Here is a 15,896-nt window from a genome sequence, read left to right on the forward strand (position 1 = left end):
CTCGTTTACTGAAGTAGTGAAATTTCAATGTCCGATTCTTACACCGAAAAATCCGCCACCGAAGAATCCGTAGTCGCCTTGCACGCCAAAGCCGAATACGAAAACGCCATCAATCTTTCACAGCATCTGCCAGCGGCCAAGATCATCAGCGAGATGGTGCTGGACGCTTTCCACACCTCCAAGGAAAGCGACCAGATCCGCGAACTGCGAGTGGCCATCCGCCAGGCCCACGATGCCTTCGACGACGACAAGGCCTACGACCTGATGGGCCAGCTCAAGCAATTGAAGGATGCCGAGGCTGCCGATAACGCTGCCCTGGAACACCTGAGCACCCAGTTCTCGATCAGCCGAATCCTGTCCAGCTTCAAGGACGACGCCGAGTTCCAGGAGCTGGTCTATGGCCTGGCGTTGAAAGTGCTGAACCAGAGTCACCAGGCCATCAGCAACCCAAGCGCCGGCAAGAGCAAGGCGTCACGGCCCAAGAAGGAAGCCGAAGTGTTTGTGATCAGCAAGGATGGCAGCAGCGTCACCCTGCCGCTGCGTACACCGCGCTCGAAACTGAACGTCGATCGTGAGGCGTTCGAGTTCCTGGGCTTCAGCTTTGTGGGCGATGGGGATGAAGCCGAGCTGGAGGTCGAGAGCTTTGTGGATAACTCCGGTGCTGAACAGCCGCTGAGCCGCAAGAGCGTGATTACTGCGTTGCAGCAGCAGACGGCGTTCGCTGGGTACAGCATCGCGCAGCAGTGACCTGAAACACTGCAAGCCTGAATGTGGGAGCTGGCTTGCCTGCGATAGCATCACCTCGGCATCACTGATACACCGAGGCGTTTGAATCGCCGGCAAGCCAGCTCCCACATTGGGCTTGTACTGAATCAAACGCCCCGTTCAACCTGCGCAAACACCTCGCGAAACCGCGCCATCTCCCGCTTGTTCCCCACGGTCACCCGCACCCACTGGGGCCAGTCCTTCCACACCCGCCCGATCATCACGCCTTGCGCCGCCAGTGCCTCGATCACCTGCTCCGCCGGTTGTTTCACGTCGATCATGAAACAGTTGGCCTGTGACGCCGTGCACGTGAACCCACGCTCTTGCAGCCAGGCCACGGTCTCATCGCGCTGTTGTTGGTTGAGCGCCTTGCGTTGTGGCAGCAGTTTCACGTCTTCCAGGCTGGCGAGGCCGCCGAGCAAGGTGGTGCCCGCCGGGACGTTATCACCGCCGAACACCGCCAGCCGCTCCAGCAGCGCCGGGTGACCGATCGCCAGGCCCAGGCGGGCGCCGGCCATGCCGTAGATTTTCGAGAAGGTGCGCAGCACCAGCAGGTCATCGTGGTCCTTGACCCAACTGACGACGCTGGGCACGTCGGCGAAGTCGATATAAGCCTCGTCCACCACCAGCACGCTGCCTTTGGGTTTCTCCGCCAATGCCTGGCGGATGGCCTCGGTGGGGGTGATGGTACCGGTGGGGTTGTTGGGGTTGCACAGGTACAACATGCCGGCCTCGGGGTCGGCGGCGAGCATGGCCGGAATATCGTGGGCGTGGTCGGCGCTCAGGCTGACTTCCTTCACCGGTGCCTTGTTCGACTCGGCCGCCTGGCGCGGTACTTCGTAGGACGGTGTGGCCATCACCAGCCCTCGGGTCTGGCGGGTAAATGCCAGGACGGCATAGCGCAGGGCTGCCATGGAGCCCGAAAACACCGCCACCTGCTCTTCCGACAGGCCTTGCTGCTGGGCAAACAGCGCGGCCAGGGCGTACATGTGTTTGTAGGGATAACGCCCGGATGCGGCAACTCCCTGCTGCATGGCCTCACGGGCGGCCCGTGAGGGTCCGTAGGGGCTTTCGTTGTAGTTGAGCAGCACCTTGTCAGTCGTGTTCGACGGCGGGCTGGCAACAGCCCAATCAAGGCGCCCCAGCAAAGGCAGGGCGGCGCCCAGGGCGAGAAGGGACCGACGACTTACGCTCACCATGTGGCTACTCCTTGTTGGCGGGTGATGGATTCGCACAGCGCGTACAGAGAGGTATGACGAGAAGTACGCCCGCGAATTTAAACCCACGCCCAAGAAAAAGCCCCGCGCTTCTCTCGAAGGCGGGGCTTTTTCACTGCGGTACCGCTCAGTGAGCGTAGGTCAGCAACAGCTCTTTCGGCACTTGGAAATCCAGGGACATCATCACGCTGAGCGCGGTGATGGTGAAGATCGAGAACACGAACAGCTTGCGCGCCCAGACGGTGTCGTCCACCGCCTTGTAGCCGGTCCAGGCCATGTACAACCAGTACATGCCCATGGCCGCGGCGACGGCAAGGTAGCTCATGCCGGCGTAGCCACTGAAGGTCAACATCAAGGTCGCCACGAGGAAGGCCAGGATGTACAGCAGGATGTGTTTCTTGGCGACCTGGATGCCGCGTTTGACCGGCAAGACCGGAATCGAAGCAGCCAGGTAGTCATTGAAGCGGAAAATCGCGATGGCGTAGGAATGCGGCATCTGCCACAGGCTGAACATCACCAGTAGCGTCAGCGCGGCCATGTCGAAGCTATTGGTTACAGCCACATAACCAATCACCGGCGGCATCGCCCCCGACAGACTGCCCACCAGCGTGCCGTGAACCGACTTGCGCTTGAGGTACAGGCTGTAGAGGCCGACGTAGATGACAAAGCCGATCACGGCAAACAGCGCCGCCAGCGGATTGGCCACCTTGTACAACAATGCCACACCGGCAACACCCAGGACGGTCGCGTAGATCAGTGCCAGTTTCAGGGAGATGAGGCCCTGGACCAGCACGCGATTCTTGGTGCGCTCCATCTTGATATCGATGTCACGGTCGATGCAGTTGTTGAACACACATCCGGAAGCTACCACCAGGGATGTGCCGATCATTGCAGCCAGGAAGATGGCCAGATCGACATGTCCCTTGGAGGCCAGGAAGAAACCGCCCGCCACAGAAAGCACGTTACCGAAAATGATCCCCGGTTTGGTGATTTGGATAAAGTGCTTAAGCGACATCGGGTCTTACCTCACTTCGCCATCATGAACGTATGGATGCTGAACATGATCCATATCGACAGGCCAACCAGCAGCAGGATTACTAAGCCTGCGAACACGAACGCAATCACGTTATCGCGCTGCTCTTTAGAACGATCCAGGTGCAGGAAGTACACCAGGTGAACCAGAACCTGAATCACCGCGAATGCCAGCACGATCATCAGAGTGATCGACTTCGGCAGGGTCGGGTACATCACCAGACCGAACGGGATGAGCGTCAGGATTACCGACAGGATGAAGCCGATAGCGTACGACTTAACGCTGCCGTGGCTCGCATCATGGCTGTCATGGTCATGGGAGTGTGCATTAGCCATTACAGAGTCCCCATCAGGTAAACAACGGTGAAGACGCAGATCCAGACCACGTCCAGGAAGTGCCAGAACAGGCTCAGGCAGCTCAGGCGAGTCTTGTTGGTGTTGGTCAGGCCGTGTTTATTGACCTGATACATCATCACCGCCATCCACAGCAGGCCGGCAGTTACGTGCAGACCGTGGGTGCCTACCAGCGTGAAGAACGCGGACAGGAAGCCGGAACGGTGCGGGCCGTAGCCTTCGGAGATCAGCAGGTGGAACTCGTTGATCTCCATGCCGATAAAGCCCAGGCCGAACAGGAAGGTCAGTGCCAACCAGCTCAGTACGCCTTTCTTGTTGCCCTTGTAGAAGGCCAACATGGCGAAGCCGTAGGTGATCGAACTGAACAACAGCAAGGCGGTTTCGCCGAGCACGTAGGGCAGTTCGAAGATGTCGTGGCCCGACGGGCCACCCGCTACGTTGTTTACCAGTACCGCGTACACCGCGAAGATCGACGCAAACAAGATGCAGTCGGTCATCAGGTAGAGCCAGAAACCGAAAACGGTCATCGGCCCCGAGTCGTGGTGATGGTCATCGTGCCCATGGTCATCGACATGGGCGTGTCCAGCATTGGTCACTAAGTTCGACATGGTTTAAGCCTGTTCCAACGAGGTTTCTACACGGTTGGCCGGGATTTTCTTCTCGGCGACCAGGCGAGCGTGTTGCTCGGCTTCGATGCGTTCGATCGTCTCGACCGGCACCATGTAGCCTTGATCATCACGTGCAGCGTGGACGATGAAGTAGCCGATGGTGCCCACCAGGCTCGCGATTGCCAGCCACCAGATGTGCCAGATCATCGCGAAACCGAACACGGTCAACAGCGCACCCATCACCACGCCAGTGGCGGTGTTGTTTGGCATGTGGATCGGTTCGTAGTGCTTAGGACGCTGGTACGCAGTACCGTCTTCCTTGGCTTCGGTGAACGCATCAATGGTGTTCGCAGTAGGGATCACGGCGAAGTTGTAGAACGGTGGTGGCGACGAAGTCGACCATTCCAGGGTGTGGCCATTCCATGGGTCACCGGATTCGCAAGCGTTCTGCTTACGGTCACGGATACTCACGTACAGCTGGATCAGCTGGCAGGCAATACCCACAGCGATCATCACCGCACCGAACATGGCGACGTACAGGTACGGCACCCACTCAGGGTTGGTGGTGGCGTTCAGACGACGGGTCATGCCCATGAAGCCCAGAGCGTAGAGCGGCATGAACGCGACGAAGAAGCCCGAGATCCAGAACCAGAATGCAGCCTTGCCCCAACCTTCGTGCAGCTTGAAGCCGAACGCTTTCGGGAAGTAGAAGCTGAAACCAGCGATGTAACCGAATACAGCACCACCGATGATCACGTTGTGGAAGTGAGCGATCACGAACAGGCTGTTGTGCAGTACGAAGTCAGCACCCGGGATGGCCAGCAGTACGCCGGTCATGCCGCCGATGGCGAAGGTCACCATGAAGCCCAGGGTCCACAGGACTTGGCTGGTCATGCGCAGACGACCGTGGTAGATGGTGAACAGCCAGTTGAATAGCTTCACCCCCGTCGGGATGGAAATCAGCATCGTCGCCAGGCCGAAGAAGGCGTTGACGCTGGCCCCCGAACCCATGGTGAAGAAGTGGTGCAGCCAAACCATGAAGCCCAGTACAGAGATCGCGCCCGATGCGTAAACCATCGAGTGGTGACCGAACAGGCGCTTGCCGGTAAAGGTCGAGATCACTTCGGAGAAGATACCGAACGCTGGCAGGATCAGGATGTACACCTCAGGGTGACCCCATGCCCAGAACAGGTTCACGTACATCATTGGATTGCCACCAAGTTCGTTGGTGAAAATGTGGAAATCCAGGTAACGGTCAAGCGACAGCAGCGCCATGGTAGCGGCCAGGATCGGGAACGAAGCCACGATCAGGACGTTTGCCCAGGTGCAGGTCCAGGTGAAGATCGGCATGTCCATCAGTTTCATGCCAGGGGCGCGCATCTTCAGGACGGTGGCCAGGAAGTTGACCCCCGTCAATGTCGTCCCGAGCCCTGATAACTGTAGCGCCCAGATGTAGTAGTCCACACCCACGCCAGGGCTGTATTGCAGGCCCGACAATGGCGGATACGCAACCCAACCGGTCTTGGCGAATTCGCCGACGCCCAGGGAAACGTTGATCAGCACTACGCCGGAAACCAGCAGCCAGAAGCTCAGGGAGTTCAGGAACGGGTAGGCAACGTCACGGGCACCAATCTGCAGCGGCAAGGCAAGGTTCATCAAGCCGGTGAAGAATGGCATCGCCATGAAGATGATCATGATCACACCGTGGGCGGTGAAGATCTGGTCATAGTGTTCAGGTGGCAGGTAGCCAGGCGAACCCTCGGTGGCCATGGCCAACTGGGTACGCATCATGATGGCGTCGGCAAAACCACGCAGCAGCATGACCATGGCAACGATGACGTACATGACGCCGATTTTCTTGTGGTCGACCGAAGTCAGCCACTCGGTCCACAGGTAGGTCCACTTCTTGAAATAAGTGATTGCTGCAAACAGTGCCAGACCACCCAGCGCGATCATGGCGATGGTCACCATTACGATCGGCTCGTGGAACGGGACCGCATCCCAACTTAATTTACCAAACATCGTTTACTCCTCTGCCCCAGCAGTTGAATGCGAGCCCGTGTCAGAACCTTCAACCGCGGCCACTTCTTTCTTCTCGTGCTTGACCGGCTTGCCTGGCTTCATACCTTCGTACTTGTCGACGATTTTCTGAAACAGGTTCGGCTCATACGCGGAGTACAGGGCGACTGGGTTGTTCTGGCTCGGTTTGGTCAGGGCGTCGTATTCAGCTTGATCAAGCTGTTTAGGTGCGGCCTTGACTTCGGCTACCCAGGCGTTGAAATCTTCCTGGCTCGTCGAGATCGCTTTGAATTTCATGCCGGTGAAGCCAGCGCCGCTGTAGTTCGCGGAGATGCCTTCCATTTCAGCTTTTTCGTTGGCGATCAGGTGCAGTCGGGTCTGCATGCCTGCCATCGCGTAGATCTGGCCGCCCAGGGCTGGGATGAAGAACGAGTTCATCACGGCGTCGGAGGTGATCCGGAAGTTGAGCGGGGTGTTCTCCGGGAAACGGATCTGGTTCACCGTGGCGATACCCAGGTCCGGGTAGATGAACAGCCACTTCCAGTCCAGCGCGACCACTTCGATATTGATCGGCTTGACGTCGGATTCCAGCGGACGGTAAGGGTCCAGCTCGTGGGTCGACTTATAGGTGATGTAACCCAAGGCGATGATGATGAGGATCGGGACCAGCCACACCGCGATTTCAATCTTGGTGGAGTGCGACCACTTCGGCGCGTAGGTCGCGCTGGTGTTCGACGCACGGTATTTCCAGGCGAAGGCGAAGGTCATGATGATCACAGGGACCACGACCAGCAGCATCAGCAGGGTGGCAGTGATGATCAGGTTTCGTTGATCCAGACCGATCTGTCCTTTCGGGTCCATCAAGGTCCACTTGCAGCCTCCCAGCATTAACATCATGCCAAGCAGCGGCAAAAAGCCTAGTAATCGGGGGTACCTGTTTTTACTCATCTCACGACCTCTAAAGCAGCTTGCGCAATGCAGTTGGGTTTTGATCGCCAACACTTCACCCTGCCAAGGGTTGGCATTTCTCTTCGATTGAATAAGAGCCTGCCCGTCACGCCATAACGGGGCGTTTCACGGACCTGCGGTGAGTTCTTATTCGATTTCGTGGTTAAAGGCCTTGTTACAGACCAATTCCATTTGGTGCGGATAGTTGAAAGGCTGCCGGAACCTTGGGGTCGCACAGAGCCATCCATCTGCCCCTCGACCGCTCCAGTGCTCAAATATTGAACAGCACCAGACATTCAGTGCGGGCGATTGTAGTTAGCTAGCGATGTATAAACCATGTCTGATAAAGAAATAATTTTTATCGATTACAGCAATAATCCTTCACCATTATTGCAACGGTTCGCGATCTTATCGCGTTCGATTCCTCGCAAAAACCACAAAAATTGCCGTGTTATTGAGCAATCCATGGCCACCCTTACAGCGCGTAGGGGCATGCCAAACCGATGCAACCCCCCATAAAACAAGGCATTCGGACATCACCGAATCGCTGGCGCGGCGCGAGGTTCGGGTGCTCGCCAGAACCACGAACTGACAGCACATCTTGACCGTTTTATGCAAATTTAAGCGGCGGTCTAGCGGGTCAGAAACGTCCTGCGACAGCTTCCGTGTGACAACATGTCGCACGCTGCGCGCAGCCGAAATTGTCCGGCGTCACGTTCTATTCACAAATCCCTACACGTAAAAACGCCCCGGCCTTCGTTCAAGAACGACCGGGGCGTTTTGCAGTAGCAGGTCACGCGGGTGTCAGGCTTTGCGCTGGCGATTGCGGTAGATACCCAGCGGCACCAGGATCACCGTCAACACGAACGCAACCAGTGCCCACTGTGCCAGGGACAGGCCAAGTACCGGGGGGTAGGGGGTGCTGCAGAAGCCATCGACCTGGAAGCCCAGCGGGAACACTTTCGCCAGGGGCAGATCGTCGACGATCGGTTGCAGCACATCGATGCCGCAACTGACCTGAGGAAAGAACTGGGTGTACACGTGGTGGCCGGCGGCGGCTACCCCGCCGAGGGCGCTGAGTATCACCAGGCCTTCAAACAGCGTGAGAGCGCCTTTGGTGCGCATGGCCGCGCCGATGAACGCGAAGATCGCAATCAACAGCAAGGCGTAGCGTTGCAGGATACACAGCGGGCATGGCGCCTCGCCCAGCACCACCTGCATGTAAAGCGCACCGCCGATCAGCGCCAGGCAGATAATGCCCAGTAACACCAGAAAGCGCCGCTCCCTGCCTAAACGCAATTCGTCACTCATCTCCGTTTCCCTTTGTTTGGTTGTGCCAATGGCCGCAAGTTTACACACAGGCAGTGGTTTAAACAGAAAGGGGTTAACGGGGGATTAATCCAGGGAAATGTTGTGACGGGGCGGACGCCATCGCGGGCAAGCCCGGCTCCCACAGGGGATCGTGTTTCCCTGTGGGAGCCAGGCTTGCCCGCGACGGCGCCGACTCGGTGTATCGGTGAAACTCTATTCCAGGGCAGCGGCCGGGCCGAAGAATTCGTAGCGGCTTTGTGTCTCGGGCACGCCCAAGGCCTTGAGGTGGCGCTTGATCGCGGCCATGAAGCCTTTAGGGCCGAGGAAGTAGGCATCCAGGTCGCGCTGCTCGGGCAACCAGGCGGCCAGTTGGTCCTGGCTCAGCAGGCCGACCTTGTCCGCTGCGGGGCTTACGCCGTCGTCCTCGGCGTAGCAGTAGTAGCGCTTGAGCTGTGGATGCTTGGCGGCCAGGGTGTCTACCCAGTCGCGGAATGCATGCACGCCGCCGTTACGCGCACAGTGGATGAAGTGCACCGGACGCTGAGTGGCCAGGGCGGCCTCGAGCATCGGCAAGGTCGGTGTGATGCCGACGCCGCCGCTGATCAGCACCAGTGGTTTGTCGCTGGCCGCCAGGGTGAACTCACCCGACGGCGGGAACAGGTCGATGGTCGCCCCGACATGCACTTGGTCGTGCAGGTAGTTGGACACCCGCCCACCCGCTTCGCGCTTGACGCTGATGCGGTACAGGCCGGCATCGGTCAGGGCCGACAGGGAATAGTTGCGGCGCACTTCCTCGCCATCCAGCACCAGCTTCATGCCGATGTATTGACCCGGTGCCGCGGCGAGTATCGGCCCGTTGTCCACCGGGGCGAAATAGAACGAGATGATTTCGTCGCTTTCCTCCACCCGCTTGACCAGCAGGAACGGCCGCGCCCCCCGCCAGCCGCCAGGCGCCTGGGCTTTCTCTGCATAAATGGCCGCCTCGGCGCCGATCAGGATGTCCGCCAACTGGCCGTAGGCCGCGCCCCAGGCACTCATCACCTCAGGGGTCGCAATCTCACTGCCCAGCACTTCGGAAATGGCGCGCAGCAGGCAGGCGCCGACGATCGGGTAGTGCTCCGGCAGAATCTGCAGGGCCACGTGCTTGTTGATGATCTTGGCCACCAGGTCGCCCAACTGGTCCAACTGGTCGATATGCCGCGCGTACATCAACACGCCATTGGCCAGGGCGCGGGGCTGGTCGCCGCTGGCCTGGTGGGCTTGGTTGAACAGCGGGCGCACCTGCGGGTATTCCGAGAGCATCATGCGGTAGAAGTGGGTGATCAGCGCTTCGCCGCCACTTTCCAGCAGGGGCACGGTGGATTTGACGATGGCACGGTCTTGGGCACTAAGCATGGGGAGCCTCCTGGGCTTCTTCAAGGATTACCCTGGCTTACTCAGTATTCGTGCCAACTTATTATTCTTTGTTTTTCAATGAGTTAAATTAAATGTAGTCAGTATGACCTCCTACAACTTATAGTCATAAGGACTACAAGGAGTCATTATGACTGCGCAACCGCTGCTCACCACCCTCTTGCCTCTGGTCGCCGACCTGTCCCGCGAGCTGCCCGAAGGCGAGCGTTACCGCCGCCTGCTGCAAGCCATGCGCGCCCTGTTGCCCTGCGATGCCGCCGCACTGTTGCGCCTGGACAGTGACTGGCTGGTGCCGCTCGCCGTGGATGGCTTGAGCGCCGACACCTTGGGCCGGCGCTTCAAGGTCAGCGAGCATCCGCGTTTTGCCGTGCTGCTCAGTAGCCCTGGCCCCACGCGTTTTGACAGCGACAGCGAATTGCCCGACCCCTACGACGGCCTGGTGGATGGCTTGCATGGGCACCTGGAAGTGCACGATTGCATGGGTTGCCCGCTGTTCGTCGACGACCAGCCCTGGGGCCTGCTGACCTTGGACGCCTTGGACACCGAGCGCTTCGAGCGCGTGGAACTGGACGCCCTGCAAGCCTTCGCCAGCCTCGCCGCCGCCACCGTCAACGTCGCCGAGCGCATCGAGCGCCTGGCCCTGCGCGCCGAAGACGAACACCAGCGTGCCGAGATCTACCGTCAGGCCAGCGGCCAGCAGCACAAGGAAATGATCGGCCAGAGCAAAAGCCACAAGCGCCTGGTAGAAGAGATCAAGCTGGTGGGCGGCAGCGACCTCACCGTGCTGATCACCGGCGAGACCGGGGTGGGCAAGGAACTGGTGGCCCAGGCCCTTCACGCGGCGTCGCCCCGCGCCGATAAACCGCTGATCAGCCTCAACTGCGCCGCCCTGCCGGAAACCCTGGTGGAGAGCGAGCTGTTTGGCCATGTGCGCGGCGCCTTCACCGGCGCCTTGAACGAACGGCGTGGCAAATTCGAGCTGGCCAATGGCGGCACGTTGTTTCTGGACGAAGTCGGCGAACTGTCGCTGACGGTGCAAGCCAAGCTGCTGCGCGTGCTGCAAAGTGGCCAGTTGCAGCGCTTGGGCTCGGACAAGGAACACCAGGTGGACGTGCGCCTGATCGCTGCCACCAACCGCGACCTCGCCGACGAAGTGCGCAATGGTCGCTACCGCGCGGACTTCTATCACCGCCTCAGCGTGTACCCGCTGCAAGTGCCCGCATTGCGCGAACGCGGGCGTGATGTGTTGTTGCTGGCCGGCTTCTTTCTTGAACAGAACCGCTCACGCATGGGCCTGGGCAGCCTGCGCCTGACCAGCGATGCCCAGGCGGCGCTGCTGGCCTATAACTGGCCGGGCAATGTACGGGAGCTGGAACATTTGATCGGACGCAGCGCACTCAAAGCCCTGGGGAATTGTCGCGAACGGCCGAAGATTCTGAGCCTGAATGCCCAGGACCTGGACCTGCCCGATGTGAGCGCGCCACTGATCGAAGCGTCGGCCGACACGGCCCCCATCGTCACCGGCGACCTGCGCCAAGCCACGGAGCACTATCAACGCCAGGTCATCAGCGCCTGCCTGGAACGCCACCAGCACAACTGGGCCAGCGCCGCCCGCGAACTGGGCCTGGACCGCGCCAACCTAGGCCGCATGGCCAAGCGCCTGGGCATGAAATAACCAGATAACTCCAATCCAAATGGGGGAGCTGGCTTGCCTGCCCCCACATCAGACCGCCTTCGCCTTGAAAACCGGGCTCGCAGCCTTAGGCTTACGAAACACCAACACATTCCCCAACATCACCAACACCAACCCCGCCAACGCCGGCGCCGTCCACTGATACCCCTCGGCGAACGCCGACACATTCAGCGCAACGACTGGGAACAGCACGGTGCAATACGCCGCCCGCTCCGGCCCCATCCGCCCGACCAGGGTCAGGTACGCGGTAAAGCCAATGACCGAGCCCGGAATCACCAGGTACCACAGCGCACCGACATACCGCGCGCTCCAGTCCATCTCGAACGGAATCCCGCGTACCAGGCAATACGTCGCGAGCATCGCCGAACCATAGGCCATGCCCCAGGCATTGGTGGTCAGCGGCTTCAGCCCGGCTTTCTGTTGCAGGCTCGAGAGCATGTTGCCGGCCGAGAAACACAAGGTCCCCAGCAACGCCAGCCCCAAGCCAAGCAGGGTCTGCGGGCTGGCGGTGTGCCCGACCAGTTCCGGCCAGAACAGCAAGCCCAGCCCCGCGAGCCCCAGGGCGCCGCCCATCAACACATTGCGCGCCACCCGCTGGCCGAAAAACACCCGGGCATTCAGCGCGTTCCACAACGTGGCCGTGGAAAACACCACCGCCACCAAGCCGCTGGGGATCCACTGGCTGGCCGTGAGAAAGCACATGAAGTTGACGCAAAACAGGCACACCCCCTGGGCCACGCAAATCAGGTGGCCGCGCCGGTTCATCACCTGCAACTTGCGGCTGAGCAGCAACAACGCAAACAGCACCAGCGCCGCCAGGCCGAAGCGATAGACGATGGACACCGGAATCGCCACCACGCCCAGTTGCCATTTCAGGGCGATCCAGGTGGTGCCCCAGATCAGCACAGTGAGTAAATACAGGGAAAGGTTCATAGCAGGCTCCATCGATAGAGCCACAGTGTGGCGCCCAATCCAGGGCGCGCTCTTGCACAATCTTGCGCTTTTGTCGGGCGGTGGGATCACAGCCTCGGCGGCGGGGAGTAGGATGCAAGACGTCAAAGAGTACGAACCATGCCTGATCTGGAATCCCTGCAAGTCTTTCAAGCCCTTAACCGCTCGCCCAACGCACGCCTGGAAGCCTGCGCCGAGCTCGGTGACGGCTTGTCTGCAGCCTTGTGGAGCAACCACCACGACTCACAGGACTACCAGGCGCCGACACATCACACCCTGTCGTGCTACATCGGTGGTGGCACCGGCACCTTTCGGCGTGACCAACCGGGCACCAAGGGCGGGCCGGACAAACTGTGCATCCTGCCGGCCGAGCATCAGTCGGCCTGGGTGATCAACGGCGAGATACGCCTGGCCCACGTGTATTTCAGCCCGGAGCAATTTGCCCTGGGCTGCGTCACCCTGCTCGACCGCGAGCCGCGCACCCTGCAACTGCGCGAAAGCACCTTCCTGGAAGATGCCAGCCAGGCGCGGCGCTTTCACCAGTTGATCGCGCTGAACTGGCACGAACCCGCCGAGCGCCTGCTGACCAGCAGCCTGGCCCATGAAATGCTCAGCCACACCCTGCTTAGCCAAGTGGGCGCCCGCGACGGGCTGCGCCTTAAAGGCGGGCTGGCGGCGCACCAACGGCGGCTGTTGGTGGAGTACATCGACCAGCACCTCGAAGACCCGATCAGCCTGGGCCAACTCGCCGGGATGTGTGCATTGTCGGAATACCATTTCGCGCGGATGTTCCGTCAAAGCTTCGGCCTGCCGCCCCATCAATATCTGCTGGCGCGCCGCGTCACTCGCGCCCAGGCCCTGCTGCGCAGTGGCGCCCTGCCCTTGAACGAGATCGCGTTGATGTGCGGTTTCTCCAGCGCCAGCCACTTCACCCATCGCTTCCGCCAAGCCATGGGCGCGACACCCGGCGAATATCGCCAGGCGTTCTGCGCCTAGGTCATCAACCCCAGGGTCTTGGCCTTGGCCACCGCTTGCGTACGTCGCTCCACACCTAGCTTGCTGTGGATGCGCCGCGCATGGGTCTTGACGGTGTGCAGGGAGATAAACAGGCGGTCGGCGATTTCCAGGTTGGAGTTGCCAAGGGCGATCAGTTGCAGCACTTCCAACTCGCGTTGGCTCAGGGGGCTTTCCACCACGCCCGGTGCTGAAGCCTGTGGCTCCATGCCCAGTTCACTCAACAACCCTGGCGAACGCAACCGCAGCTCGCGAATCGCCTGCTGCACCTGGCAGCGTGCCGCCAACGCCAGCCCGGCCTGCAGCGAACGGCGCGCCAGCGCAGGGTCACCGACTTGCCAGGCGACCTCCCCCAGCACCAGGTGCAGTTCGGTTTCCAGGCAGAGCATGCCGCGCTGGTGCGTGGCGTGCAGCAAGGCCTTGAGCCGCGCCACCGGTTGATCGGCGCAGCCCAGTTTCACTTCCGCCAGCACCAGCAGGTATTCCAGGCGCGGGATCAGTTCCAGGGTGGCCGGCGGAGCCTGCTTGGCCTGGGGCCCACGGAAGTGGCGAAGCACGCGACGCACTGCTTGCGCCGTGAGTTCGGCGCGCCCCTGCTGCAACCAGAAGTGGCCGCTGACCAGCAGCAACACTGCGCGATACACCGTGTCGGGGACCTGGCGTTGCTGCATCAAGCGCTCGGCCTCGCGCAGTTGCACAAAGGCCTGGGCGTAATCGCCACGGTTGGCAGCCAGCAGGGCCAGTCCGAGAAACCCGTAGAGCACGCGTTTGTCCTGGCTGTGCAGGCACATCGCCAAGCCTGTTTCGAAACAGTCGGCGGCCAGGCTGTCGTGCCCCTGGCGCAACGCCAGATGCCCACGGCGCAACGCGATGCGTCCGACCAGCGGCCCGGCCGTGAGCCGCTGCTCGACCAACATCACCTGCACGTTTTCCAGCAGGCTTTGCGCTCGGTACGGTGCGCCACGCTGTTCCAGCAACTGCGCGTGATCCAGTTCGAGCAGCGCCTCAAGCAACAGCGAACCCTGGGCACGGGCCAGGCACAGCGCTTCACGGCTGAGCCCCTGGGCGACGTCCAACTCGCCGCGCAGCAAGGCTTGCTGGGTCAGGCCCGACAAGCACATCAGGCGTGACGTCCAGGCGCTGTCGGGTAACGCTTGCAGCGCCTCGAGGAAATGTTCGCGGGAACGCTCGGCATCGCCGCCCAGGTGCAGCAGCCAGCCCCACTGTGCCTGCCAGCGGGCCAGCAGGTAGCGCTGTTGCGCCGCCGTCGGTTGCGGAGCGAAGCGCGCCAACTGGTCGATGCATCGCGCGGCCTGGTCGAAACGCCCGGCGAACAGCAACGCCGCCGTCACCAGCCCGACCAGTTGCGCCGAGCCCAGCATCAATTCATCGCCATGCTGTTCATGCAGGCGCAACAGCAACACCGCATTCTGCTGGCGGAACAGGTCCTCGAAACTGAAGTGCTGCAACAGGCTCACCGCCACTTCATATTCTTCGGCCAGCAACGCGTGTTCAAACGCGGCCTGCCAGTCCTGTTCGGCGGTGAACCACTGGCAGGCCCGTCGGTGCCAGGAGCGCTTGGCCGGCCAGGGCTCATCACGCAGCAATCGGCCCAGCGGCGGAAAGACCTGCAACCAGTCTGTGTCTTCCCAAGGCTGGATAAACGCGCCGAGCGCCTGCAGATCGCGCAGGTATTGATCGCCGTCGCCATGGCCGAACAGGTGCTCGCACAACCCTGGGTTGAAGCGCGGCAGATGCGCCAGCACACGCCAGGCTTCGGCCAGTTCGGGCGGCAACGTACTGAACAGCTCATGCTGCAAGTAATCGAGCAAGGTCCTCTCCGGGTGGGCGTCGCCGAGCAAGGCGATGCGCACACCGGCACACCAGCCGGCACTGAACTGCAACACGCTGTCGACGGTTTGCCCCGGCATGTGGATAAGCAGTTGCTGGATCTCGGCCGAGGTGAATGCCAGGTCAGCGCCGCACTCCAGCAACTCATCGTCGAGCAGCAACCGCGGCCAGTTACACAGGGGGCGACGACGCGCACCCAGCCACCAGGTCAACGCCGGGCTGCTGACCGTGAGCAAACGGTCGAGCAACGCGTCGGTTTCGGGTGTGGCGGCGCGACAGAAGTCATCGATGAACAACCATGCTGGCGTCTGCCAGCGAGTGAGGTCGAGCAGCAGCGTCGTTTCATCGCTGAACGGCAGGCCGAGGATCTGCGCCAGCCGTTGACAAAGATCGATCGGGCCGAGGGCAGCACCATTGAGCGGCAACCAGTACACCAGGCAGCCGGCTGGCGCCTGCAACGCGCACTCGGCGAGCAACGCGCTCTTGCCACTGCCGCCAGGGGCACACAGCAACTTGACCCTGACCGGTGCGGCCAGCAACGGCTCGGCCAAGCGTGGGCGCAGCAGATGGTGGGCGGACAGCCGAGGCATGAATCCAGGACGGTCCAGGCAGCGTGTCATGGCGGTCATTGCTGCATCCTGCGTTCTTATTGTTATGCAACCTGGCGCCTACCCTAGTCCTGTGGTTGGCGGTTGTTGAAGAAAGATTCAGCAGGGTGAT

At 60.9% G+C, this 15,896-nt stretch carries 13 protein-coding genes; 3 read left to right on the top strand and 10 right to left on the bottom strand.

The annotated features are described in order from the left end of the window. Nucleotides 1-27 precede the first annotated feature (27 nt). Nucleotides 28-747 (top strand): hypothetical protein, encoded by a 720-nt coding sequence (locus tag ATH90_RS23790; RefSeq protein WP_098467348.1) that lies wholly within the window; start codon nucleotides 28-30, stop codon nucleotides 745-747. 125 nt (nucleotides 748-872) lie between these two features. Here ATH90_RS23790 and ptaA read toward each other — a convergent pair whose 3' ends face one another. The 8 genes from ptaA to hmpA all read right to left on the bottom strand — a co-directional run bounded on the left by ptaA (nucleotide 873) and on the right by hmpA (nucleotide 9,649). Further along, nucleotides 873-1,964, bottom strand: a complete 1,092-nt coding sequence (ptaA, locus tag ATH90_RS23795) for a pyoverdine biosynthesis transaminase PtaA (RefSeq protein ID WP_034109295.1) — start codon at nucleotides 1,962-1,964, stop codon at nucleotides 873-875. A 145-nt stretch (nucleotides 1,965-2,109) separates the two neighbouring features. Beyond that, nucleotides 2,110-2,997 carry a heme o synthase gene (gene cyoE, locus ATH90_RS23800; RefSeq protein ID WP_003194050.1) on the bottom strand — a complete coding sequence of 296 codons (888 nt, stop codon included), beginning with the start codon at nucleotides 2,995-2,997 and terminating at the stop codon, nucleotides 2,110-2,112. Between the two features lie 11 nt (nucleotides 2,998-3,008). Beyond that, nucleotides 3,009-3,350 (bottom strand): cytochrome o ubiquinol oxidase subunit IV, encoded by a 342-nt coding sequence (gene cyoD, locus ATH90_RS23805; RefSeq protein ID WP_010206434.1) that lies wholly within the window; start codon nucleotides 3,348-3,350, stop codon nucleotides 3,009-3,011. Continuing rightward, nucleotides 3,350-3,976: a cytochrome o ubiquinol oxidase subunit III gene (locus ATH90_RS23810; RefSeq protein ID WP_010206435.1), complete on the bottom strand. Its 627-nt coding sequence runs from the start codon at nucleotides 3,974-3,976 to the stop codon at nucleotides 3,350-3,352. Before ATH90_RS23810 ends, cyoD begins: the two co-directional genes overlap by 1 nt. Nucleotides 3,977-3,979: 3 nt before the next feature. Then, nucleotides 3,980-5,998, bottom strand: a complete 2,019-nt coding sequence (cyoB, locus tag ATH90_RS23815) for a cytochrome o ubiquinol oxidase subunit I (protein WP_034109296.1) — start codon at nucleotides 5,996-5,998, stop codon at nucleotides 3,980-3,982. Between the two features lie 3 nt (nucleotides 5,999-6,001). Beyond that, nucleotides 6,002-6,943: a ubiquinol oxidase subunit II gene (gene cyoA, locus ATH90_RS23820; protein ID WP_027607622.1), complete on the bottom strand. Its 942-nt coding sequence runs from the start codon at nucleotides 6,941-6,943 to the stop codon at nucleotides 6,002-6,004. An 804-nt stretch (nucleotides 6,944-7,747) separates the two neighbouring features. After that, a complete protein-coding gene (locus tag ATH90_RS23830; RefSeq protein ID WP_034109297.1) occupies nucleotides 7,748-8,254 on the bottom strand; it encodes a disulfide bond formation protein B in 507 nt (168 codons plus the stop codon). A 213-nt stretch (nucleotides 8,255-8,467) separates the two neighbouring features. Beyond that, on the bottom strand, nucleotides 8,468-9,649 hold the full coding sequence (gene hmpA, locus ATH90_RS23835) for an NO-inducible flavohemoprotein (RefSeq protein WP_069078183.1): 1,182 nt from the start codon (nucleotides 9,647-9,649) through the stop codon (nucleotides 8,468-8,470). Between the two features lie 148 nt (nucleotides 9,650-9,797). On the opposite strand from hmpA, the gene norR reads away from it, so the two are divergent. Next, on the top strand, nucleotides 9,798-11,342 hold the full coding sequence (gene norR / locus ATH90_RS23840; RefSeq protein ID WP_098467349.1) for a nitric oxide reductase transcriptional regulator NorR: 1,545 nt from the start codon (nucleotides 9,798-9,800) through the stop codon (nucleotides 11,340-11,342). A 48-nt stretch (nucleotides 11,343-11,390) separates the two neighbouring features. Here the strand turns inward: norR and ATH90_RS23845 are convergent, their stop codons facing one another. Further along, a complete protein-coding gene (locus ATH90_RS23845; protein ID WP_069078181.1) occupies nucleotides 11,391-12,293 on the bottom strand; it encodes a DMT family transporter in 903 nt (300 codons plus the stop codon). A gap of 138 nt (nucleotides 12,294-12,431) precedes the next feature. Here ATH90_RS23845 and ATH90_RS23850 point away from each other — a divergent pair, with 138 nt between their 5' ends. Next, entirely contained in the window at nucleotides 12,432-13,307 is an 876-nt protein-coding gene (locus tag ATH90_RS23850) for a helix-turn-helix domain-containing protein (protein ID WP_098467350.1), read from the top strand. Here the strand turns inward: ATH90_RS23850 and ATH90_RS23855 are convergent. Continuing rightward, entirely contained in the window at nucleotides 13,304-15,805 is a 2,502-nt protein-coding gene (locus tag ATH90_RS23855; RefSeq protein ID WP_098467351.1) for a LuxR C-terminal-related transcriptional regulator, read from the bottom strand. The two genes, ATH90_RS23850 and ATH90_RS23855, sit on opposite strands and share 4 nt — an antisense overlap. Between the last annotated feature and the right edge of the window lie 91 nt (nucleotides 15,806-15,896).

This window comes from Pseudomonas lurida (genome assembly GCF_002563895.1).
GTDB lineage: Bacteria > Pseudomonadota > Gammaproteobacteria > Pseudomonadales > Pseudomonadaceae > Aquipseudomonas > Aquipseudomonas lurida.

What these genes read in the sequence shown, in the direction of transcription:
- ATH90_RS23790 (WP_098467348.1), top strand. Translation starts at nt 28, where the DNA reads ATGTCCGATTCTTACACCGAAAAATCCGCCACCGAAGAATCCGTAGTC.
- ptaA (WP_034109295.1), bottom strand. Translation starts at nt 1,964, where the DNA reads ATGGTGAGCGTAAGTCGTCGGTCCCTTCTCGCCCTGGGCGCCGCCCTG.
- cyoE (WP_003194050.1), bottom strand. Translation starts at nt 2,997, where the DNA reads ATGTCGCTTAAGCACTTTATCCAAATCACCAAACCGGGGATCATTTTC.
- cyoD (WP_010206434.1), bottom strand. Translation starts at nt 3,350, where the DNA reads ATGGCTAATGCACACTCCCATGACCATGACAGCCATGATGCGAGCCAC.
- ATH90_RS23810 (WP_010206435.1), bottom strand. Translation starts at nt 3,976, where the DNA reads ATGTCGAACTTAGTGACCAATGCTGGACACGCCCATGTCGATGACCAT.
- cyoB (WP_034109296.1), bottom strand. Translation starts at nt 5,998, where the DNA reads ATGTTTGGTAAATTAAGTTGGGATGCGGTCCCGTTCCACGAGCCGATC.
- cyoA (WP_027607622.1), bottom strand. Translation starts at nt 6,943, where the DNA reads ATGAGTAAAAACAGGTACCCCCGATTACTAGGCTTTTTGCCGCTGCTT.
- ATH90_RS23830 (WP_034109297.1), bottom strand. Translation starts at nt 8,254, where the DNA reads ATGAGTGACGAATTGCGTTTAGGCAGGGAGCGGCGCTTTCTGGTGTTA.
- hmpA (WP_069078183.1), bottom strand. Translation starts at nt 9,649, where the DNA reads ATGCTTAGTGCCCAAGACCGTGCCATCGTCAAATCCACCGTGCCCCTG.
- norR (WP_098467349.1), top strand. Translation starts at nt 9,798, where the DNA reads ATGACTGCGCAACCGCTGCTCACCACCCTCTTGCCTCTGGTCGCCGAC.
- ATH90_RS23845 (WP_069078181.1), bottom strand. Translation starts at nt 12,293, where the DNA reads ATGAACCTTTCCCTGTATTTACTCACTGTGCTGATCTGGGGCACCACC.
- ATH90_RS23850 (WP_098467350.1), top strand. Translation starts at nt 12,432, where the DNA reads ATGCCTGATCTGGAATCCCTGCAAGTCTTTCAAGCCCTTAACCGCTCG.
- ATH90_RS23855 (WP_098467351.1), bottom strand. Translation starts at nt 15,805, where the DNA reads ATGACCGCCATGACACGCTGCCTGGACCGTCCTGGATTCATGCCTCGG.